The organism is Halopseudomonas pelagia CL-AP6, from assembly GCF_000410875.1.
GTDB lineage: Bacteria > Pseudomonadota > Gammaproteobacteria > Pseudomonadales > Pseudomonadaceae > Halopseudomonas > Halopseudomonas pelagia.
In genome coordinates this window covers 106,116-127,665 of record NZ_AROI01000014.1, presented here as the reverse complement: position 1 = coordinate 127,665, position 21,550 = coordinate 106,116, and the positions used below count along the sequence as shown (strand labels likewise).

Annotated in this window: 17 protein-coding genes and 3 tRNA genes; 11 read left to right on the top strand and 9 right to left on the bottom strand. The window is 57.5% G+C overall.

Features of this window, described 5'->3' with window-relative positions:
* Positions 1–216 precede the first annotated feature (216 nt).
* The 9 genes from trkA to K787_RS0112120 form a co-directional block, all read right to left on the bottom strand.
* A complete protein-coding gene (gene trkA, locus K787_RS0112160) occupies positions 217–1,593 on the bottom strand; it encodes a Trk system potassium transporter TrkA (protein WP_022963080.1) in 1,377 nt (458 codons plus the stop codon).
* Between the two features lie 99 nt (positions 1,594–1,692).
* Positions 1,693–2,379 carry a response regulator gene (locus tag K787_RS0112155; RefSeq protein ID WP_022963079.1) on the bottom strand — a complete coding sequence of 229 codons (687 nt, stop codon included), beginning with the start codon at positions 2,377–2,379 and terminating at the stop codon, positions 1,693–1,695.
* Positions 2,376–3,830: a sensor histidine kinase gene (locus K787_RS22995; protein ID WP_022963078.1), complete on the bottom strand. Its 1,455-nt coding sequence runs from the start codon at positions 3,828–3,830 to the stop codon at positions 2,376–2,378. The genes K787_RS0112155 and K787_RS22995 overlap by 4 nt, the downstream gene beginning before the upstream one ends.
* On the bottom strand, positions 3,830–5,278 hold the full coding sequence (locus tag K787_RS0112145; protein WP_022963077.1) for a TrkH family potassium uptake protein: 1,449 nt from the start codon (positions 5,276–5,278) through the stop codon (positions 3,830–3,832). The genes K787_RS22995 and K787_RS0112145 overlap by 1 nt, the downstream gene beginning before the upstream one ends.
* Positions 5,279–5,426: 148 nt before the next feature.
* Positions 5,427–5,502 (bottom strand) — tRNA-Ala (locus K787_RS0112140).
* A 44-nt stretch (positions 5,503–5,546) separates the two neighbouring features.
* Positions 5,547–5,622 (bottom strand) — tRNA-Glu (locus tag K787_RS0112135).
* A 73-nt stretch (positions 5,623–5,695) separates the two neighbouring features.
* Positions 5,696–5,771, bottom strand: a tRNA-Ala gene (locus K787_RS0112130).
* A 91-nt stretch (positions 5,772–5,862) separates the two neighbouring features.
* Entirely contained in the window at positions 5,863–7,332 is a 1,470-nt protein-coding gene (gene gltX / locus K787_RS0112125) for a glutamate--tRNA ligase (RefSeq protein WP_022963076.1), read from the bottom strand.
* A gap of 27 nt (positions 7,333–7,359) precedes the next feature.
* On the bottom strand, positions 7,360–8,310 hold the full coding sequence (locus K787_RS0112120) for a LysR family transcriptional regulator (RefSeq protein WP_022963075.1): 951 nt from the start codon (positions 8,308–8,310) through the stop codon (positions 7,360–7,362).
* A gap of 102 nt (positions 8,311–8,412) precedes the next feature.
* Between K787_RS0112120 and K787_RS0112115 the strand changes: the two genes are divergently transcribed.
* The 11 genes from K787_RS0112115 (at position 8,413) to tssG (ending at position 21,542) form a co-directional block, all read left to right on the top strand.
* A complete protein-coding gene (locus K787_RS0112115) occupies positions 8,413–9,444 on the top strand; it encodes an HlyD family secretion protein (protein WP_022963074.1) in 1,032 nt (343 codons plus the stop codon).
* Entirely contained in the window at positions 9,437–10,981 is a 1,545-nt protein-coding gene (locus tag K787_RS0112110; RefSeq protein WP_022963073.1) for a DHA2 family efflux MFS transporter permease subunit, read from the top strand. Before K787_RS0112115 ends, K787_RS0112110 begins: the two co-directional genes overlap by 8 nt.
* Positions 10,982–11,077: 96 nt before the next feature.
* A complete protein-coding gene (locus K787_RS0112105; protein ID WP_022963072.1) occupies positions 11,078–12,361 on the top strand; it encodes an NAD(P)/FAD-dependent oxidoreductase in 1,284 nt (427 codons plus the stop codon).
* Between the two features lie 179 nt (positions 12,362–12,540).
* On the top strand, positions 12,541–12,945 hold the full coding sequence (locus K787_RS0112100; protein ID WP_022963071.1) for a PA2779 family protein: 405 nt from the start codon (positions 12,541–12,543) through the stop codon (positions 12,943–12,945).
* A gap of 4 nt (positions 12,946–12,949) precedes the next feature.
* The gene (locus tag K787_RS22990; RefSeq protein WP_022963070.1) at positions 12,950–13,948 is read left to right on the top strand and encodes a PA2778 family cysteine peptidase; all 999 of its coding nucleotides are present in this window, start codon (positions 12,950–12,952) and stop codon (positions 13,946–13,948) included.
* A 723-nt stretch (positions 13,949–14,671) separates the two neighbouring features.
* Positions 14,672–16,240, top strand: coding sequence for a type VI secretion system protein TssA (gene tssA, locus K787_RS0112090; RefSeq protein ID WP_235801933.1), 1,569 nt, complete (start codon positions 14,672–14,674; stop codon positions 16,238–16,240).
* A gap of 11 nt (positions 16,241–16,251) precedes the next feature.
* On the top strand, positions 16,252–16,761 hold the full coding sequence (tssB, locus tag K787_RS0112085; RefSeq protein ID WP_022963068.1) for a type VI secretion system contractile sheath small subunit: 510 nt from the start codon (positions 16,252–16,254) through the stop codon (positions 16,759–16,761).
* A gap of 37 nt (positions 16,762–16,798) precedes the next feature.
* Entirely contained in the window at positions 16,799–18,274 is a 1,476-nt protein-coding gene (tssC, locus tag K787_RS0112080) for a type VI secretion system contractile sheath large subunit (RefSeq protein ID WP_022963067.1), read from the top strand.
* Between the two features lie 3 nt (positions 18,275–18,277).
* A complete protein-coding gene (tssE, locus tag K787_RS0112075; protein ID WP_022963066.1) occupies positions 18,278–18,682 on the top strand; it encodes a type VI secretion system baseplate subunit TssE in 405 nt (134 codons plus the stop codon).
* Positions 18,683–18,771: 89 nt separating this feature from the next.
* Positions 18,772–20,559, top strand: a complete 1,788-nt coding sequence (gene tssF, locus K787_RS0112070) for a type VI secretion system baseplate subunit TssF (RefSeq protein WP_022963065.1) — start codon at positions 18,772–18,774, stop codon at positions 20,557–20,559.
* Positions 20,523–21,542, top strand: coding sequence for a type VI secretion system baseplate subunit TssG (tssG, locus tag K787_RS0112065; RefSeq protein WP_022963064.1), 1,020 nt, complete (start codon positions 20,523–20,525; stop codon positions 21,540–21,542). Before tssF ends, tssG begins: the two co-directional genes overlap by 37 nt.
* Positions 21,543–21,550 lie beyond the last annotated feature (8 nt).

Sequence of the window (21,550 nt, the reverse complement as noted above, 5' to 3'; positions counted from 1 at the left end):
CAATTAACAAAAAGCTTACCGAAACCGCGCCCGGGTTACAACCGACGTAACACCAGAGCTTGCCCGGCGAAATCGAATCAGAGGCCGGTCAAACGGCCGAAAGGCCCGCCCTCAAGCCCGCGCGAGCGGGACCGGACTGAGCAATACAGAAGGGAGTACTGACCGCCAGGTGCATGATTTCAGCGTTGGGCGGTGCGCAGATGAGCATTTGGGTAGTTAAATAAAGCCGATACCCACCTGGAACAGGCGCTCGACCTGTTTTACCGCACGCTTGTCGGCGACAAACAGAATCACATGATCACCGTCCTCGATCACGCTGTGATCATGGGCGATGGATACCACCTCGCTTCTCACCAAGGCACCGACTATGGTCCCCTCGGGCAGATCCAGTTGGTCTATCCGGCGCCCGACCACTTGCGAGCTTTGACGATCGCCGTGGGCAATCGCTTCCAGCGCTTCAGCGGCGCCGCGACGCAGGGAGTGCACTGCCACTACGTCGCCGCGCCTGACATGGCTGAGCAGCGCACTGATAGTCGACTGTTGCGGCGACAGGGCAATATCAATCAGACCGCCCTGCACCAGATCGACATAGGCCGGATTGTTGATCAGCGTAATCACTGTACGCGCCCCAAGCTTCTTCGCCAGCATCGATGACATGACATTCGCCTCGTCATCGTTGGTTAGTGCCAGGAACACATCCGTCGCTTCGATGTTTTCTTCGATCAGCAAATCGCGGTTGGACGCGCTGCCGTGCAGAATGGTGCTCTGCTTCAACTCCTGTGACAGTAATTCACAGCGCTCCAGGTTCAACTCGATCACCTTGACCCGATAACGCTCTTCAATGCTCGCCGCCAGCCGCGCGCCAATATGCCCGCCACCAGCGATAACGACTCTTTTGTAGGGCCGATCCTGGCGGCGTAGCTCACCCATCACCTGACGGATATCTTCGCGTGCCGCGATAAAGAACACCTCATCGTCGGCCTCGATAACCGTGTCGCCACGCGGAATCACAGCGCAATCGCGTCGGAAGATCGCCGCCACACGAATCTCCACGCTGGGAAGATGTTCGCGTAGCGACGCAATTTGCTGGCCTACCAGCGCGCCACCGTAACGCGCCTTCACCGCTACCAGCTGCGCCTTGCCCCCGGCAAAATCCAATACCTGCAACGCCCCCGGGTACTGGAGTAGGCGTTTCAGGCTGAGGGTGACTAGCGCTTCCGGGCTAATCAACACGTCCACAGGGATCGCCTCACGACTGAATAGCGTGTCCCCGTGGCTCAGGTAATCATGCTCACGCACCCTGGCAATCTTGCGTGGCAAGTTGAACAGGCTTTGCGCCACCTGGCAGGCAATCATATTGATTTCGTCACTGCTGGTGACGGCAACCAGCATATCGGCATCCTCTGCGCCGGCCTGGGCAAGGATATGCGGGAGTGAGGCGGAGCCACAGAGCGTACGTAGATCGAGGCGGTCCTCCAGCTCACGAAGGCGTCGGGCATCGTGGTCAACCACGGTAATATCGTTGGCTTCGCCAGCCAGATGCTCGGCTAGGGTGCCGCCAACCTGCCCGGCACCCAGAATGATGATACGCATGCGTAGCTCCCGGTAATGTGCATGCGTTCAGTGTTGGTGATCAGCCTGTAAAAAAACGATGCTCAGCTTCCAGACAATGCGTAAATAATGCGTATACGCTCAGTCTTGCTGACCAAGAAACCGGTAACCGACCCCCGCCTCGGTTTCGATATAACGTGGCGCGGTGGGATCATCGCCCAGCTTGGCACGCAGCCGGCCGATAAAAATCCGTAAATAGTGGGTGTCGTGGGTATGATGCGGACCCCAGATATCCTTGAGTAGCTGCTGCTGAGTGATAATCCGGCCCGGATGGGCGATCAACGAACGCAGCAGCTCGAATTCCTTCTTCGACAAATGCACGTCTTCCCCGGCCACACTGACACGACGGTCAAGCAGGTCGACTTTCAGGTAGCCATCGGCATAACCGACAGGAGGGATTGCCACACCAGAATAAGTGCGCAATACCGCGCGAATACGGGCCAGCAGCTCATTGGCACCGAACGGCTTTTCAACGTAGTCGTTGGCACCATTGTCCAGCGCCATGACCTTGTCGCGCTCGCCATTGCGCACGGAAAGCACGATCACCGGGCCCTGATAGAATTCGCGCAGGCTCTGCAGCAACTGCTGGCCGTCCATGTCTGGCAAGCCGAGATCCATAATCACCAGGTCCGGCTCGTGCAACGCTGCCTGTTGCAAACCGCGCCGGCCATCCTCCGCCTCAAGTAACTGGTAACCCTGGGAGCCGAGGCAGATCGTCAGAAAGCGTCGAATCTGCGGCTCGTCATCGATGATCAGCACCTGAGTCATATCGGCTCGCTCGCGACGGAATCGTCCACTTTTGGCAGAGGCAAGCTCAAGCGCAGTGTTGCGCCCTTGCGCGTAGCACTCTCAAGCACAGAGACCTTGCCACCATGCGCCGCTAGAATACTGCGACAGATGGCCAAACCCAGACCCGTGCCCGCAGCATACTGATCGCCATGACTGAAGGTGTGAAACATGTCGAATATCTGGTCGCGCTTGTCCGACGCAATGCCCGGACCGCTGTCGCGCACATCAACATGCAGCCAGCCCTCTTCTTCTTCAGCGCTGAGCCAGATGCGGCCATGCGGCGGGGAAAATCGAATGGCATTTTCCAGCACATTGAACAGCGCCTGCTCAATCAGCGCCGGATGCACATGCAACAAGGGCAGACCCGTGGGCACGTCCAGCTTTATCTCCAGATCGCCAATCAAGGGTTTGCTGCGGCGCATGACCACACTGACAATATCGTCCAGGCCGATCCAGTCACGGTCCAGGGTCAACTCGCCGTGACCCAGACGGGTCATATCCAATAGTTTCTGGATATAGCGATCCAAACGCCGGGCCTCGCTGAGGGTATTGTCCAGCAGCTCGGCGCGTTGCGCAGCATCGAGCGAGTCGCTCAGGTCAATCAAGCTGGACACCGAGCCAATCATCGTCGCCAGTGGCGTACGCAAATCATGCGATACCGAGGAAAGCAGCGCGGAACGCAGTTGCTCGCGCTCCTTGCCCAAGGTTTCATCACGCAGAGATTCCTCCAGTTGCACTCGCCCCCAGGCCAAGCGCGCCAGGCTTACCAACATTTCCAGGCGTTGCCGGTGCACACTCTGCAGCGGCTCGGTAGCCGATAAACGTATTGTGCCTACCGGCTCGGCCTTCGAGTTGGTAAAGATCAGAGTGACGCCGCCCGCGTCCTCGAACCAACTGACCTCACGCGCCTGCTGCACGGGATGCTGACTCGCCAGGGCGACGTCTGCCGGGCGAGCATACCAACCAAGAGCCTCCTCCAATTGCGCGGAAAAAACCCGGACAACCTCATCGGCGGCAACGCACACCGAAAGGGCTCGAGCGCAGGCCATCTGCTGCGCGTTCCAGCGTTCGCTATCCCGTAGCGCAGCCACCTGCTCGCTGAGCCTGGCAGCCAAATGGCCGGTAACGATGGCCACCATAATCAACAGGATGCCGGTGAAGATATCCTCCCGATGCAGCATACGCAGGGAGTAGTGAGGCTCGGTGAGAAAAAAATTATACGCCAGGAAACTAAGGATGGCCGATACCAACGCGGGCCTGACACTGGTGCTGATCGCAGTGAGCAGCACTGCGGCCAGGTACAGCAAGGCCAGATTGGCTACCGACAGCAGCGGCGACAGCAGAACCGCCATCAGCGTTGCCAGTGCGGGCAACAGCACCGGAAGGATCAGCGATTTGAGATTGGCCACGCCCAGGGTTGTCTTTTTCATCAACTGCGCCAGAACATCGGTGTAAACAGAACCATCATCGTCAGAAGCTCCAGACGGCCGAGAAGCATCGCCAAGGATAGCAGCCATTTGGCCGCGTCCGGTAAGGCCGCGAAATTCCCCGCAGGCCCTACCACTGGCCCCAGTCCCGGACCCACGTTGGTCAGCGCCGTGGCAGCGGCCGTTAGACTGGTGACCAGATCCAGCCCCATCAGCGACAATAGCAGGGTAAAGCCGGCCAGGCAGAGGAAAAATAGAAACGAAAAGGCAATCGCCGAGAGGATGATGTCATCGCTGACTGGCTTGCCGTTGTACTGGGTAACAAATACGCCATTGGGATGCACCAACTTACGTACCTGACTGCGCAGGAACAAGTAACTCAGCTGGAAACGGAAGACCTTCATCCCGCCACTGGTTGATCCGGAACAGCCGCCAATAAACATCACCACGAAAAACAGCGCCACGCTGAACGCACCCCACTGGGTATAGTCACCCGAGGCGTAACCGGTGGTGGTGATCACCGAGACAAGGTTGAAGGTCGCGTGAGTTAACGCCTCGAACGGGGCGTGCGCGCCCTGTTCAATCAAATAGGCGGTAAGCGCCAGCGATACCGCAGCAACAATCATCAACAGCCCCTTGACCTGCTGGTTATTCAACGCAGCCAGCTGCGGGCGCCGAACAAAGCCGATCAACATGGTGAAAGGCATCGCACCCAAAAGCATAAAAACGATGGAAATCCACAACACCGGAGCACCAAAGCGCCCCATGGAACGATCGTCCGTAGCGTAACCGCCGGTGGACACGGTGCTCATCGCATGATTAATCGCATCGAACAGGGTCATCCCCGCCCACCAGTAGCTCAGCATGCACGCCAGACTGAGACTGAGATAGGTACCCAGCAGCATGCGCGCCAGGGTCTGAATGCGCGGCATGGATTTGTCTGACCAGTCGGAAGATTCGGTATGAAACAGCCGCATCCCGCCAACCCTTAGAAAGGGCAGGATTGATACCGCCATACCCACCACGCCCAGGCCACCTAACCATTGCAGCAATGAACGCCATAACAGCAGGCTCGGCGGCAGCGTTTCTATTTTTCCCAGAATGGTCGAGCCGGTCGTAGTAATGCCCGAGACCGCCTCAAACACCGCATTGACGAAAGTCAGCTCAAAATGACTGAAAAACAGCGGTAAGGCACCCGCCAGCGACATCATTACCCAGCTCAAGCTGGTCAGCAGGTACAACTGCCGGGCAACCAGATGAAAGTGAAGGGAACGGCCGCTGACCACCATCATCAGGCCCAGCGCAGAAACCAGACCAGCGCTGATAAGAAACACGGACATTTCAGGATCCTGACGGATCCAGGCAAACAATGCCACCGACAACATCAGCCCAGCCATGATCAACATGAGAATCCCGCACACATAGATGATCGGACGGAGGAAATTGAACATGACCTGACTCCTGGAATGATGGAGCACAGGCTAAGGGCGCACGGCATAAACAAACGAGCCGCAAATGCCTGGCCAGGCGTAAACATTGCGTAAAAGCCGGCCAAAAAACCAAAAAAAAGGGCCGACAACGAATGTCGGCCCTTGGTAATGGTGGAGCTATGCGGGATCGAACCGCAGACCTCCTGCATGCCATGCAGGCGCTCTCCCAGCTGAGCTATAGCCCCGTGGTCTTGCGACCCCGATACACCAAAGTGTATCGGTCAAACAATGGCGTCCCCTAGGGGACTCGAACCCCTGTTACCGCCGTGAAAGGGCGGTGTCCTAGGCCACTAGACGAAGGGGACGCAAACCCTTCTCACTGAGGCTGGAACCTCGGTGCAGTGATAAAACCGGCCAACGCAGAGCGGCGACCAAAAATGGTGGAGCTATGCGGGATCGAACCGCAGACCTCCTGCATGCCATGCAGGCGCTCTCCCAGCTGAGCTATAGCCCCGTCTCTAGGACGGGGCGCATATTATGATTGGAGCCCCGAGCTGTCAACAGAATTTTATCTAGAACAGGTACTTAAGCTGACTGCAAGCGCCCTAGGCTAACAGCTTTTCCCAGGCCTTGACCTCTTTCTTCGAGCTGCCGCCCAGCAGCTCAAGCGCCTGACGCAGTCGGAAACGGGTCAGGTCTGGGCCCAGGTGCGCCATGGCGTCCAGTACCGACACCGAACTGGCCTGACCGGTGATGGCGGCGAACAGCAACGGCATCAGATCACGCAGTTTCAGTTCAAGCAGTTCGGCAATCTGCTGGATGCTCGCGGTAATGCTGTCCTTATCCCACTGGCGGGTAGCTTCGAGCTTCCACAACAGCAACTGCAGCGCCTGGCGGACCTGATCTGGCGAGAGCTTCTTGTGCTCGAACAGGCTCGCCGCTGGATTCACCTGACCGGTCATAAAGAACCCGGCCAGCGGAATCAGCTCACTGAAGGTTTCCACCCGGCTCTGCACCAAAGGAATCATTGGTTTGAGATAATCGGCGTTCAGCGCCCAGGTTTGGACTGCGGTAGCAAACTGATCGACCGACAGCTCGCGAATCCATTGGCCGTTCAACCAGGCGAGCTTTTCCACATCGAAAATCGGGCCGCCCAGCGATACGCGCTGAATATCGAAATGCGCGACCATCTCATCGAGGGAGAACTTTTCACGCTCGTCCGGCATCGACCAACCCATGCGCCCCAGATAATTGACCAGCGCCTGTGGCAGATAGCCCATGCGCTCATAGAAGGTAATGCTGGTGGGGTTCTTGCGTTTGGACAGCTTGCTCTTGTCCGGATTACGCAGCAGCGGCATGTGACAGAGTTGCGGCATATCCCAGCCAAAGTACTGATACAGCAATATGTGCTTAGGTGCCGAGTTGATCCATTCCTCACCGCGCAGTACATGGGTGATGCCCATCAGGTGGTCATCGACGACATTGGCCAGGTGGTAGGTCGGCAGGCCATCGGCCTTCATCAGCACCTGCATATCCACCTGCTCCCAGGGGATATCAATCTCGCCACGCAGCATGTCCTGCACCTGGCAAATACCGGTCTCAGGCACTTTCATCCGTACGACATGGGACTCGCCCGCCGCCACCCGATCAGTCACAGCCTGCTCACTCAGCGACAAGCAGTGGCCGTCGTACCCGGGGGTCTGCTTATTGGCCGTTTGCTCGGCACGCAGGGCGTCCAGCCGCTCGCTGCTGCAGAAGCAGCGGAACGCATGACCCTGACTGATCAGTAGCTCGCTGTGCTGGTGGTAAATCGCGCTGCGCTCACTCTGCCGATAAGGCCCGTGTGGGCCACCCACATCCGGGCCTTCGTCCCATTCCAGCCCCAACCAGCGCAGGGAGTCGAGGATCTGCTGTTCAGACTCGGCAGTGGAACGCACCTGGTCGGTGTCCTCTATCCGCAGAATGAACTGCCCGCCGTGCTGGCGGGCAAAACACTGATTGAACAGGGCGATATAAGCGGTACCCACATGGGGGTCACCGGTAGGCGAAGGAGCAATACGCGTGCGGACAGTCATGGGATCTCTCGTGATGGGAAACGGGTGTTACTGGTCGGCCAGATCAGGCGGCGCAAGCTGTGATGATATCAGCGCCTCCGCATCCTTCTCCACACCCAAGACAATGAATCTATCCAGACTTTCGATCATGAAGTCGATAAATGCCTTGACCTTCATGGCCTGGAAACGTCGAGAGGGATACAAGGCATAGAGTTCACTAGACGGCAAGGTGACGTGCTCGAGCACGCGGACCAGTTGGCCTTGTTCAACGTAGGGCTCGGCGATAAAAGCCGGCACATTGATGATGCCCGCGCCGGCGATAGCCGCCTCGCGGGCAAAGGTAATGTTGTTGACGGTCAAAATCGGACTCACCTGCACGCTCACATGCGGGTCGAGAAAGTGCCATTTGCGCCCGCCATCCATCAAAGTATGAATACACCGATGCTTGGACAGCTCCTCGGGCTTCTGCGGCATGCCGTATTGGGCAATATAATCCGGGCTGGCAAACAATTGGCGCGGGCTGGACATCATCGGGCGGGCAACCAGGCTCGAATCCTGTGGCCGGCCGCGGTGAATCACCACGTCAATGCCCTCTTCCACCGGATCGATCATCCGCGTGGTCAGTTCGACTTCCACCTGGATCGCCGGATAGCAACGCATGAATTCACCCACCACGCCGCCCAGGAATAGTTGACCAAACTCAATCGGCGAGCTGACCCGCAGCAGTCCGGTTGGCTCACGCTGTAACTGCATGATCGCCTGCTCGGCTTCGGCAAACTCCTGCATGATTTGCCGGCAGCGCTCGTAATAAGCCTGGCCGACTTCCGTCAAGCGCAGTTTGCGCGTGGTGCGATTGAGCAGACGCACCCCCAGCCGCTCCTCCAATTGCGCAATCCGCCGACTCACGGTGGACTTCTGCATATTCAAGGTGAGTGCGGCACTGGTAAAGCTATGGCATTCGACTACCCGGGTGAAAATCAGCGCGTCATCCAAACCCATTTCGACTGTTCCTGTGATGCAACAAAGTGTCCAGATTCTAACCCCTCTTTACCTAAGCGGAACAGTGCTAGAGTGCACGCAAGAACAAAAACAGGATCAATCATGTCATCCCGAGTACGCACCCGCCTCTTCATTTTTTTTCTTCTTGTGGTCCTGGCCGGCGCCGGGTTTTTCACCCATTGGTGGTTTGTTGGCCGTTATTATCAACATACCGATAACGCCTACGTTCACGCCGAAATCGCCCGGGTCAGCAGCCAGCTAAGTGCGCAAGTAACCGAGGTATTGGTCAGCGATAATCAATTGGTCGCCGCTGGCGACCTCCTGGTACAGCTGGACCGCCGGGACTACGAGATTGCGCTGAGCCATGCGCGGGCTAATCTGGCCACGCGTAAGGCGGAACAGGCCGAAGCCGAATCCCGCCTCTTGCAGCAGGACAGCCTGATTGCTGCGGCGCAGGCCGATGTGGAAGCCCGCCAGGCAGAACAGCGACGCATCGGCTTGGACATAGAGCGCATTACGCCATTACGCCAATCCGGCTATGCCTCCGAAGAGCAGATCAGTAATTTCCGCGCCCAACTCGACGTTGCCAAGGCGCAAGTGCGCCGTGCCGCTGCGGACAGCCAAACCCAGACCCTGAGTAAAGAGTCTTTACGCGCTGATATCGATCGCCTGAGTGCTCTGGTGGATGCCGCGCAGGCCGACATTGTGCGTGCCGAACTGGATCTGCAGCGCACGGACATCACCGCGCCCGTCGCCGGCCGCGTGGGGCAGCGATCAGTGCGCATCGGCCTTAACGTCCAGCCTGGCGCCCATCTGCTGGCGCTGGTGCCGCAAGATCGGCTTTGGGTGCAGGCCAACTTCAAGGAAACCCAGCTTCAAGGCCTGCGTGAGGGGCTGAAAGCGACCCTGGTATTCGATGCCTTTCCTGGCGAAGAGGTGCCGGGGGTGATCGACAGCCTGTTCCCCGCCTCCGGCGCGCAATTCAGCCTGTTGCCGCCAGACAACGCCACCGGCAACTTCACCAAGGTCGTACAACGTATTCCGGTGAAAATCCTGATTGATGACGAGCACCCTCTCAGCCCACAGTTAAGGCCTGGCATGTCGGTCAGCGTCAAGGTCGATCTGCGTGGCTGAAGGCGTCGCAGAACAGATTATTCCGCCGCCCAGTCGGCGTGATTGGATCGCCCTGCTCAGCGCCATTCTTGGCGCCTTTATGGCTATTCTGGACATCCAGATCATCAATTCGTCACTCAAGGACATCCAGGGCGCGTTGTCAGCGACCGTCGAGGAAGGCTCGTGGATTTCTACTGCCTACCTGGTCGCCGAAATCATCATCATTCCGCTGGCCGCCTGGCTGACCATGGTGCTGTCACCACGACGCTTCGCGGTCGTGATGTCATCGCTGTTCGTGATCGCCTCATTACTCTGCTCCATGGCCTGGAGCCTGGAGAGCATGATCATTTTCCGCGTGTTGCAGGGCCTAGCCGGCGGCGCGCTGATTCCCTTTGCCTTTATGCTTATTCTGACCAAACTGCCTGCACGCGACCGCCCCAAGGGCATGGCTATGTTTGCCATTACCGCCACCTTTGCGCCCTCGATCGGGCCTACCATCGGCGGCTGGCTGACTGAGCACTACGGCTGGGAATACATTTTCTACATCAATATAGTGCCAGGCCTGCTGATGATTAGCGGGCTACTCTACGGCCTGGACAAATCCCCCCCGCGCTGGGCGTTGCTCAAGCAGGGCGACTACGCTGGCATTCTGACCATGGCGCTGGGTCTGGGCTGCCTACAGGTGTTTCTTGAGGAAGGTCATCGCGAGGACTGGCTCGAATCGCGCTGGATGGTAGTCCTGGCGGTCATCGCCTTCGTTAGCCTGGTGACCTTCGTCATACTGCAACTATCGCGGGACAATCCGCTGATCAATCTACGCCTGTTCAAGGATCGCAACTTTCTATTCGGCAGTCTGGCCAACATCGGGCTGGGCGTGGGGTTGTACGGCACCGTGTTTGTGCTACCTGTCTACCTGGCGCAAATTCAGCACTACAACGCGCTACAGATCGGCCAGGTGATCATGTGGATGGGCGTGCCGCAACTGTTGATCATTCCGCTGGTGCCGATCCTGATGCGCTATATCGATGCGCGCTTGATCTGTGCTACGGGCTTCTTTCTGTTTGCCTTCGCCAGTTTCTTCAGCGGCAGTCTGAGCCTGGATTTCGCCGGGGAGCAGTTTATCGGCATTCAGATCTTTCGCGCGCTGGGCCAACCGATGGTGCTGGTGCCCATGTCTATTCTAGCTACAGCGATGATCCCGCCCTCACAAGCCGGCTCCGCGTCCAGCTTGTACAACATCTTGCGCAACCTCGGAGGGGCGGTCGGCATTGCCGCACTGGCGACTATCCTGGACAGCCGCGCCAAGCACTATTTTGACTTTCTGCGCGAACATATCGTGCCCGGCAACCCGGCGGTGGAGGAACGATTAAGCGTCTTGACCGCACAGCTGGGCGATCCGCAAGCCGCGCTGATGATGCTCAACAACCAAGTGCACCAGCAGGCTCAGATCATGGCCTACAACGATGCCTTTCACCTCATCGGCATTCTGCTGGCCTGCTCCATGGTATTTATCCTGTTGGTTCGGCCATTACCCAAAATCCCGCCAGCGGCGCATTGATACTGTCATTTATTTTGAGCACCCTCTGGAATTAAACCCTTCCAATAGGTAGCATCAGCCTATCTTGTAAAATATATCAAACATGGCAGATACCTCATGGGCTACACATCGCACACCACCTCCTACTATGCCGCCTCCGCTAACAACAGCACCGATCGCCCAGCACTGCAAGGCGCTCATGAGACAGATGTGTGCGTCATCGGCGCCGGCTACACCGGTATCTCCACCGCCCTTTTTCTGCTCGAGCACGGATTTCGTGTCACTGTATTGGAGGCGGCGAAGGTGGGCTTTGGCGCATCTGGTCGCAACGGTGGGCAGATCGTCAACAGCTACAGCCGCGATATCGATGTGATCGAGCGCAGCCTGGGCGCCCAGCAGGCACGGCTGCTCGGGGAAATGGCTTTCGAAGGGGCGCGGATCATTCGCGAACGCGTGGCCAAGTACCAAATCCAGTGCGACCTCAAGGATGGTGGCGTGTTTGCCGCAGTGACCGACAAACAGATGAGCCATCTGGAAGCACAGAAACAGCTCTGGGAACGTTACGGCCACACGCAGATGCAATTGCTCGATGCTAAGGGCATTCGCGACGTGGTCAATACCGACCGGTATGTGGGCGGCTCACTGGACATGAGCGGTGGCCATATCCACCCCCTCAATCTAGTGCTGGGCGAGGCTGACGCCGTGGAGTCGCTGGGCGGCATCATCCACGAACAGTCGCGGGTCACTCGGGTCGACCAAGGCGCCAAAGCAGTAGTACATACCGACCAGGGCCAGGTCACCGCCGACTTCGTCGTGGTTGCTGGCAACGCCTATCTCGACGACCTGATTCCACAACTGGCGGCCAAATCAATGCCTTGCGGCACACAGGTGATCACTACCGAACCCCTAGGCGAGGAGTTGGCCAAGTCCCTATTGCCGCAGGATTATTGCGTCGAGGACTGCAATTACCTGCTGGACTATTACCGGCTTTCTGCCGACAGGCGCATGATATTTGGCGGTGGCGTGGTCTACGGAGCACGCGACCCAGCCAATGTCGAAGCGCTGTTACGCCCCAACCTGATCAAGACCTTCCCCCAACTCAAGGACGTCAAGATCGACTATGCCTGGACCGGTAACTTCCTGTTGACCCTCTCGCGCTTGCCGCAGGTAGGGCGAATCGGTAGCAACCTCTACTATTCCCAGGGCTGCAGCGGCCATGGCGTGACCTACACGCATCTGGCCGGCAAAATACTCGCCGAAGCGATCCGTGGGCAGGCGGAGCGTTTCGATGCCTTTGCCCACTTGCCCCATTACCCATTCCCCGGCGGCCGCTTACTGCGCATCCCCTTCACCGCCATGGGTGCATTGTATTACCAGCTAAGGGATAAACTCGGCTTGTAAATCAGTGCGTTAGTGCACAATAACTGTCACAAACGTTGAACAGTAGGCACTTTATGTTGTCTATCCCTGAGTAGCGGCCCTGATATGGGGCTATGCTACGTCTGAGCAGCGGACTATTTCGCTGTTTGTTGGGCAACCGTTGACGGAAGCCCTAAGATAAAAAATCAGGAGTAGGCCCTATGACTTTCATGAAATCTACCCAGCGTTACCTGTCCATTATGCTGACCGCATTGTTCCTGCTCACTACCGTGACCAGCGTGCATGCTCAAGCCAGCATGATCGGCACCCAAGATGTGATTTCTCAAGAACAGGTTAGCGTTGATCGCGAAGCGCTGAAAAGCATGCTGTCAGACGAAGCCGTTCAAGAGAAAATGGCGTCAATGGGCGTCTCCTCTGACCAGGTAGAACAGCGCATCAACAGCCTGACGGCTGACGAGCTGGCCTACTTCAATGCCCAACTGGACGAAGCGCCTGCCGGTGCTGGCATACTTGGTGTGATCGTGCTGTTCTTGGTGATCTTCATCATTACCGATCTGCTGTGCGCCACCAACGTTTACAAGTTCGTCAACTGTATCAACCGCTAATCAGGTGCGATGTCTAACACACCTGTTCGTACTGCTCGGGCTGGCAGCTTTACTGTCAGCCTGCGCAGGGCGACCCACTGCTCTTCCATCACCTGAATCCTTAAGCAATCTCCCTTCCAGCACCTACCTGGATCAGGTCCCCTTCCATGCGCAGGACGCCTATCAATGCGGCCCCGCAGCACTGGCCATGATATTGAATCATCGAGGTTTGCCGGATACGCCGGACGAACTGGTTGGCCGTGTCTATATTCCTGAGCGCAAAGGCACGCTGCAGGTTGAACTGGTGTCAGCTTCCCGAGAGCGTGACTTACTGGTGTACCCAGTCGCACGCCAGCTTGAAGCAGTAATGACCGAGCTGGACGCCGGCAACCCGGTACTGGTGATGCAGAATCTGGCTTTCAACTGGTTCCCCCAGTGGCACTACGCTGTGGTGGTTGGCTACGATCTGGAGCAACGTGAAATGATCGTGCACAGCGGTCTTAACAAGGCGCAGCGCGAACCTTTCAAGGTATTTATGCGCACCTGGGATCGAGCAGATCGCTGGGCCAGAGTCATGCTACCCGCACATCAGCTGCCGGCCACCGCCGAGCCCCTGGTTTACCTGCGCGCAGCCAGTGATCTGGAGCAAACCGGGCGTCTGGACAGCGCCAGGCAAGCCTACGCTACAGCGTTGAGCACCTGGCCGGAGCAGCCTACCGCACGATTCGGCCTTGGCAACGTCGCGTGGGCCCAGCAGCAGCCCGAGATCAGCGTGGAGCATTTCCGCACCCTGGTCACTGATTTCCCCGATTTCAAGCCAGGCTGGAACAACCTGTCTGTCGCGCTTGAGGCGATTGGTTGCGCACAAAGTGCGGCAGCGGCGAAAGCTTGTGCCGCAGATGATGCGGCAACGGAAGCTGCCACGCCGGAAGACGCCGCGCTGGATCTAGACAAAAACGCGCCAGAGACCGGCCGTTGTGCCATTCCCCGCTGTACTGATCGAGCCCCGACTCAGTCTGATTGAGCTCCTAATTACAGCGCATGCGGTAGTTTTACCCTATGCGCTGTAATTCGGCATTATCTATTAGAGCCTCTCACCATTAGCACCTTTCGGTACTGCTCCGCAAAATAACACCTACCCTACTCCCCACACTCCAATTCTAAAAACATGGTTTGCCTAAATTAAACCTGGTATTTACGGAAAATTGATTAGAGTGGAAATCAATACTCGCTTTCCAACTATGCGATACAGTTCGCATTTTCGACCAAAGTCATCACAGCGTCTCACTCGAGTACAACTACTAGAGCAGCCGCCAAAAGACAAAACATAAAAGTCATTTTAATCAATATCTTACAGGCTATTTTGAAATCCTTATCTAGAGGCAATAGTATGACTTTTCGTGCCAATAAAAACCTTCCAGACAGGAAGAGGTTTTTTTGACGCCATTTACTTATAAGAAAACTAATTAGCCATAAAGCAAAACAGTTCACATTTTCTCGCCTTGCTACTGACTTTACGCACGACTAGGATACACCCCGTTCACAGCCTATGCGCAACTTGTTGCACATAGATAACTGCGCCAAAAGTTGCTCAATTTAATAGTTGCGCAACTTATTGCGCAGTTAGTGATGAATGAAAGTTGTGCGTTGTGCAATGAACTTGGCTGATCCTGCTTTATTTCAGACTGGAATAAACGGATGAGTACCGAATCAGGGATTGATGTCGCTTATGCTCGCAGATCGCTATATGAAATTGGCCGAAACGCCCATCAGCGCCGGGGACTTCTACGGCGCTGACGTGCGCTATTCTGCTGAGTTCGAACGCATCGAGAATGAGCTGAGCAAAGCCAGTTCGCTACACGCACAGCAAACTCCTGACTGGTCGCTGGTGCACGATGGTTGCGAAGCATTGTTGCTCTCCCAATCCAAAGATCTACGCGCGGCGGTCTGGCTGGCATGGAGTCTCTACCAGGTGGAATCAGTTCCTGGCCTGGAGGCTGGCTTGACCGCGCTCAATGCGCTCTGCGCCCAGCACTGGGAGGCACTGCATCCCCGCAAGCCGCGCACGCGCTTGGCAGCGCTGACCTGGCTGACCTCACGCATCGATCAGGCCATGGCTGACCTGCCCACAGCCGCACCAGACACACTGAAACGCTTGGCTAGCCAGTTGCGCAAGCTTGATGAATGCCTGGCTGGCCACTTTGCCGATCAGGCGCCGCTGCTGTTGCCCATCTGCCGCCGGCTTGATGCCCTCGTTAGCAGCCCCCAGAGTCAACATCAGGCGGTTGAAGACGCCACGCGGTCAGCGCTGGCGGCAGTACCCAGTGCTCAGGTTATACCCATAAATCCTAACAGCAGTGACACGCTGAGCGCGATTAACGATAGCCGCGACGCGCACAAATGCCTGCGAATCATTCAGGATCAGGCGCGCCTGTTGAGTCACTGGTGGTCGCAAGAGTCGGTTACCGACCCGCGGGCATACCGGTTGACCCGCACCCTGCTCTGGTTACCCATCGACACCCTGCCGGAACATGATGCCGACAAAAACACCACTTTGCGGGGGCTGCCAGTTGACCGGCTGGCGAGCTATCGAGAACGTCTTGCCCAGGGCCAATTCAACGCCCTTCTGATCGATCTGGAGGGCAGCCTGACGCGTTCGCCGTTCTGGCTCGACGGTCAGTATATGGCCTGGCAATGCTTGCAGGCGCTTGATGCACAGCCAGCCATGCACGAGATTGAAGTTCAACTCGCGCTGTTCCTACAACGGCTTCCAGGCCTCCAGCTGCTGTGTTTCCACGATCACAGCGCCTTTGCTGACGAGCAAACCCGTGCTTGGATCGAGTCGCGCGTGCAGCCACACACAGCAACGGCCAATCAGCGCGTCGAATACGCCGCAGAGGCTTCGCCACAGCGCGCCCAAAGCCCATGGGAAGATGCCTTGGACGCAGCCGTCCAGCAGTTGCGCAAGGGCTCGCTGAAGGCCGGCATTCAGCTCATCAAGCAGGCCATGCCGGTTCTACGCAGCGACCGCGAGCGCTTTCACTGGCAGCTTGCGCAAGCTCGGCTCTGCTATCAGGCCAGACAGTACGAACTGGCCTATCACCAACTCGAATCCCTTTATCAAGTTCTCAAGGACGTCCATCTGGATCGTTGGGAACCCGATCTCGCTTTGACCCTACTGCGTTTGCTACTGGACTGCTGCAACAAGCTGCCAGGCAGCTCCGCCCTGCGTGAACGCAAAAGCGAGATTTACCAAAGGCTGTGCCAACTCGACCTTGAAGCGGCACTCGACCAGGCCTCAGGGCCATCACAGTAACGGAGAAGATCATGGCCAAAGAAGGCTCAGTAGCCCCAAAAGAACGCGTCAATGTGACGTTCACACCTACCACCGGTGGCGCTCAGGAAGAAGTCGAGTTGCCCCTGAAGCTGATGGTGCTGGGTGATTTCACCCAGCGTCCCGATGACCGCAGTATCGAACAACGCAAGCCGATTGCCATCGACAAAGGCAACTTCGACGAGGTACTGGCCAAGCAGGAATTGAGTCTGGACTTCGTAGTAGCCAACCGGCTGCACAACGACGAGAACGCTGACGACAGCCTCAACGTACACCTGAAGATCGACTCGATGAAAGATTTCAATCCCGCCAGCCTGGTCAGTCAGATACCTGAGCTGCAGAAGCTCATGGAGCTGCGCGATGCGCTGGTCGCCCTGAAAGGGCCCCTGGGTAACGCGCCGGCTTTTCGCAAGGCAATCGAAAGTGTGCTTAGCGACGACGATTCCCGCGAGCGCGTACTCGCCGAACTGGGTCTCGACGCTCAAGACCAGCCCGAAGCCTGATCACCCAAACTGATCAACTGAACAAGGACGCTTACCCATGAGTACCCGTGCAGCAGCAAAAAGCGGCCAGCAGGCCGGAGCAGTCAGTATTCTCGACAGCATCATCGCTGAAACCCGTCTAACCCCCGATGACGAGGCCTACGGCATCGCCAAGCGCGGCGTATCGGCCTTTATCGAAGAACTGCTGAAACCGCAGAACGACAAGGAACCGGTCAAGAAAGCCATGGTCGATCGCATGATCGCCGAGATCGACGCCAAACTCAGCCGGCAGATGGATGAAATCCTGCACCAACCCAGCTTCCAGGCGCTGGAGTCATCCTGGCGCGGCCTGCAGGTGCTGGTAGACCGGACCAATTTCCGCGAAAACATCAAGCTGGAGCTGATCAACGCCTCCAAGCAAGACCTGCTGGAAGATTTTGAGGACAGCCCCGAGATCGTTCAATCCGGTCTGTACAAACACGTTTACACCGCCGAATACGGGCAGTTTGGCGGCCAGCCGGTCGGCGCCCTGATCGCCAACTACTATTTCGATCCGAGCTCGCAGGATATGAAGACGCTGCAGCACGTGGCCAGTGTCGCCAGCATGTCCCATGCGCCCTTCATTGCGGCGGCCGGTCCCAAGTTCTTCGGCCTGGAAAGCTTCACCGGGTTACCTGATATCAAGGACCTGAAAGACCATTTTGACGGTCCGCAGTTCGCCAAATGGCAAGCCTTCCGCGAACAGGAAGACGCGCGCTATGTAGGGCTGACGCTGCCGCGCTTCCTGCTGCGCAACCCCTATGATCCGGAAGACAACCCGGTCAAAAGCTTTGTGTACAAGGAAAACGTCTCCAACAATCACGAAGACTATTTGTGGGGCAATACCGCTTTTACCTTCGCCACACGGCTGACCGACAGCTTCGCGAAATTCCGTTGGTGCCCGAATATCATCGGCCCACAAAGCGGCGGCGCAGTGGAAGACCTACCCCTGCACCACTTTGAAAGCATGGGCGAAATCGAGACCAAGATTCCGACCGAAGTACTGGTCTCTGATCGCCGCGAGTACGAACTGGCCGACGAGGGCTTTATTGCCCTGACCATGCGCAAGGGCAGCGACAACGCCGCGTTTTTCTCGGCCAACTCCACGCAGAAAGCCAAGTTCTTCGGCAACAGTGAAGAAGGCAAAGCTGCCGAGCTGAACTACCGCCTGGGCACGCAACTGCCCTACCTGTTTATCGTCAACCGCCTGGCCCACTACCTCAAGGTATTGCAGCGCGAACAAATCGGCTCCTGGAAAGAGCGCACCGATCTGGAGCTGGAGCTGAACAAGTGGATTCGTCAGTACGTGGCCGATCAGGACAACCCGAATGCAGAAGTCCGCGGTCGTCGCCCGCTGCGCGCGGCGCAGATCACCGTCAGTGACATCGAAGGTCAGCCGGGCATGTATCGGGTAGGCCTCAGTGTGCGTCCGCATTTCAAGTACATGGGTGCGGACTTCACCCTGTCGCTGGTCGGCAAGATGGAGAAGGAATAAACCATGGGGTACGGCAGCCTGTTTGAACGCCTGGCCGGCGAACCTGGAAAGCGCAGCAACCTGAGTGTGGATCAGGCGATTGTTGCCTCGATTGCCGCGCATCTGGCGAAGATGCTCAGCACCCGCGCAGGCAGTGTCCAGGCGCTTCCGGATTACGGGCTGCCCGACCTCAACGACATGCGCCTGTCACTGCACGATTCGTTGCAGCAAGCCCGTGTCGCCATCGAGAGCTTTATCGAGAGCTATGAACCGCGCCTGTCCCAGGTCCGGGTCATTGCTCTGCCCCGGGAGCAAGACCCGCTGAACCTGTCGTTTGCGTTGGAAGGCATGGTCGACCTAGACGGGCAACGACGCCCGGTCAGCTTTACCGCGCGGCTCAACGGCAGCGGCCAGGTACAGGTTCAATAGGCAAGGCGAGCCCTTCACCTATTGGCAACACACTAAACACGACGCACACCCGATTACCGTAAATACCGCAAAAACCAGGGACTGGCTGAATGTCATTCAATCATTACTACCAAAGCGAGTTGACCGCACTGCGTCAGCTTGGCAAGCGCTTTGCCGAACGCAGCCCGGCACTAGCCCCGTTTTTGGGCCAAAGCGGTCGCGATCCCGATGTTGAGCGTTTGCTCGAAGGCTTTGCGTTTCTCACCGGGCGTTTGCGGCAAAAGCTCGATGACGAATTGCCTGAGCTGACTCACTCGCTGATGTACTTGTTGTGGCCGAATTACATGCGGCCATTACCAGCCTTCAGCATGCTGCAATTTGAACCGCTGAAGACCCCCGGTGCCGCCGTGGTAGTACCCCGTGACACCCCGGTGGAGTCCAACCCCATCAAGGGCGTGGCCTGCCGATTTCGTACCACCAGCACGACCGAATTGAGCGCTCTGGCCATGCGCGGCGTGGATTACTCGGTCAAGGGCGACGGCGCGCTGCTCAGTCTGCGCCTGGGGGTTAACAGCGGCACCCTGGCAGACATGCCGCTGACCAGCCTACGGCTGCACCTGGCCGGTGAGCGTTATATCAGCCAGACCTTGTATCTAAGCCTATTGCGTCATGTAGAGGATATCTACCTGGTGCCCCTGGACGCCGCCAACAAGCCGCTGAAAGATAGCTTTGATCGTCCGGTGGCTGGCGTAAAACTCGACCGCGGCCTGATCACACCGGGTGGGTTTGCGGAAGATGAGGCATTGGTGCCCTACCCCATCAACACCTTCCGCGGCTACCGCTACCTGCAGGAGTATTTCGCCTTTCAGGAAAAATTTCTATTTGTCGATATCGGCGGCCTAAACGCCCTGCAGAGCTTGTCTGCTGACCTGCTCAAGCGCGCCAGCGGTTTCGAGCTGCGCATCGAGTTGAACCGTTCAGGCTCCCAGCGTATCAACCCGACCCTGGACAACATCCGCTTGTACTGCACCCCGGTGGTAAATCTGTTTGCCCATGACGCAACGCCTATCCGCCTGGATGGCCGCCAGGACAAATACATGTTACGCCCGGCAGAGTATGAAAGTGCGCACTGTGGGGTGTTTTCCGTCGACCGGGTCACCGGGTGGAAACCAGGTGGCATGGGCTATGAGGAATATGTGCCCTTTGAGTCGTTCGAGCATGACGCCAGCTTCGACTTTCCCGAGGCACGCCCCTATTACAGCCTCAGGCAGAACCCCTCCCTGCTGGATGGCAGCACGGATACCTATTTGAGCTTCGGCCTACGCAGCCTGGAGCAGCACGAAACCTTGTCCGTAGAATTGACCTGCACCAACCAGAACCTGCCATTGCAGTTGCCACTCGGGGCGATTTGCCGGCCCAGCGAGGGTACGCCTGAGCACCTGCGCTTTCGCAACATCAGCGCGGTAACCGCTACCTATGCACCGCCACTGCAGCAGGACTTTCTCTGGAAGCTGATCAGCAACATGTCGCTGAATTACCTGTCACTGGCGAATGTGCAGGCACTCAAGGTCATTCTGGAAACCTATGACCTGCCGCGTCACTACGACCAACACGCCGCCAAAGTCAGCCAACGCCTGCTTAACGGCCTGCAAAGCATCAGCCACAGCAGTGTTGACCGCCTTTACCGTGGGCTGCCGATACGCGGCGTGCGCACGGAACTGGTGATGGATACCGATGGCTATCTGGGCGAAGGCGATTTGTTCGTGTTCGCGTCAATTTTGAACGAGTTTTTTGCGCTGTACGCGAGCCTCAATTCCTACCACGAACTTACGGTACGCAGCACCAAGGGAGAGATTTACCAATGGACACCACGCATGGGGCAACAGCCCCTGCTTTGAACCTGCTGAGTCGCAACATCCGCGAGTACAGCCTGTTTCAGGGTGTGCTGCTGGTGATGGAGCGGCTGCGCAACGAGTATCCCGAGCGCGATGAACAGGCGCTCTACAGCCTGATTGAATTTCAGGCGAATCCGAGCATGGGCTTCCCGGGCAGCGATATAGAGCGCGTCGAGTTCTTCCGTGAAGATGGGGAGACCCGCGCACGCTTGCGACTCAATCTGGTCAGCCTGTTCGGTGCCGGATCACCCCTACCGGCCTTTTACGGCGAGCAGGCGCTGGGCGACACGGTTGAGGGCAATCCAACGCGGCAGTTTCTCGATCTGTTCAATAATCGCCTGCAGCGCCTGCTGCTGCCGATCTGGCAGAAATACCGCTATTACTCACGCTTCTCCAGTGGCGCGCTTGACCCGTTTTCCTCGCAACTATTCTCGCTTGTCGGACTGGGTAGCGAGTCGATTCGTTCGGAGTCGGAGCTGAACTGGAAACGCCTGTTGCCGTATCTGGGCCTGCTTAGCCTGCGAGTTCAGTCCGCTGCGGTTATCGAGTCAGTGCTGCGTTATTACTTCCGCCATCAGGACCTGCACATCGAGCAGTGCATGGAGCGTCAGGTAGAGGTTCAGGCCGATCAGCGTAACGGCCTCGGACTGGCCAATAGCGCCTTGGGCGAAAGCCTGGTGATTGGCGATCAGGTACGCGACCGCAGCGGCAAATTCCGCATCCACATTCAGCAACTGGACTGGGAGCGCTTTCACGAATTTTTACCGACGGGAACCGGTTTCCGGCCGCTGTGCGCATTGGTGCGCTTCGCCCTGCGCGACCCGCTTGACTATGACATCCGACTTCAACTGTGCCGCAACGCGGTGCGCGAGCCGCGCCTGGAAGCAGGCACCCCGTGCCTGCTGGGCTGGACCAGTTGGCTTGGCAGCGATGCTATCGACGCCTGCGCCGACCCCGCAGTAACGCTCAGCAGCAAAGCCTATTAAAGGACTGA

Excerpts from the sequence above, each read along its gene's own strand:
- tssB (WP_022963068.1), top strand. The coding sequence starts at position 16,252 with ATGGCCAAAGAAGGCTCAGTAGCCCCAAAAGAACGCGTCAATGTGACG.
- K787_RS0112120 (WP_022963075.1), bottom strand. The coding sequence starts at position 8,310 with ATGGGTTTGGATGACGCGCTGATTTTCACCCGGGTAGTCGAATGCCAT.
- K787_RS0112155 (WP_022963079.1), bottom strand. The coding sequence starts at position 2,379 with ATGACTCAGGTGCTGATCATCGATGACGAGCCGCAGATTCGACGCTTT.
- K787_RS0112145 (WP_022963077.1), bottom strand. The coding sequence starts at position 5,278 with ATGTTCAATTTCCTCCGTCCGATCATCTATGTGTGCGGGATTCTCATG.
- K787_RS0112115 (WP_022963074.1), top strand. The coding sequence starts at position 8,413 with ATGTCATCCCGAGTACGCACCCGCCTCTTCATTTTTTTTCTTCTTGTG.
- trkA (WP_022963080.1), bottom strand. The coding sequence starts at position 1,593 with ATGCGTATCATCATTCTGGGTGCCGGGCAGGTTGGCGGCACCCTAGCC.
- gltX (WP_022963076.1), bottom strand. The coding sequence starts at position 7,332 with ATGACTGTCCGCACGCGTATTGCTCCTTCGCCTACCGGTGACCCCCAT.
- tssE (WP_022963066.1), top strand. The coding sequence starts at position 18,278 with ATGGGGTACGGCAGCCTGTTTGAACGCCTGGCCGGCGAACCTGGAAAG.
- K787_RS0112105 (WP_022963072.1), top strand. The coding sequence starts at position 11,078 with ATGGGCTACACATCGCACACCACCTCCTACTATGCCGCCTCCGCTAAC.
- tssC (WP_022963067.1), top strand. The coding sequence starts at position 16,799 with ATGAGTACCCGTGCAGCAGCAAAAAGCGGCCAGCAGGCCGGAGCAGTC.
- tssA (WP_235801933.1), top strand. The coding sequence starts at position 14,672 with ATGAAATTGGCCGAAACGCCCATCAGCGCCGGGGACTTCTACGGCGCT.
- K787_RS22995 (WP_022963078.1), bottom strand. The coding sequence starts at position 3,830 with ATGAAAAAGACAACCCTGGGCGTGGCCAATCTCAAATCGCTGATCCTT.
- K787_RS0112100 (WP_022963071.1), top strand. The coding sequence starts at position 12,541 with ATGACTTTCATGAAATCTACCCAGCGTTACCTGTCCATTATGCTGACC.
- tssG (WP_022963064.1), top strand. The coding sequence starts at position 20,523 with ATGGACACCACGCATGGGGCAACAGCCCCTGCTTTGAACCTGCTGAGT.
- tssF (WP_022963065.1), top strand. The coding sequence starts at position 18,772 with ATGTCATTCAATCATTACTACCAAAGCGAGTTGACCGCACTGCGTCAG.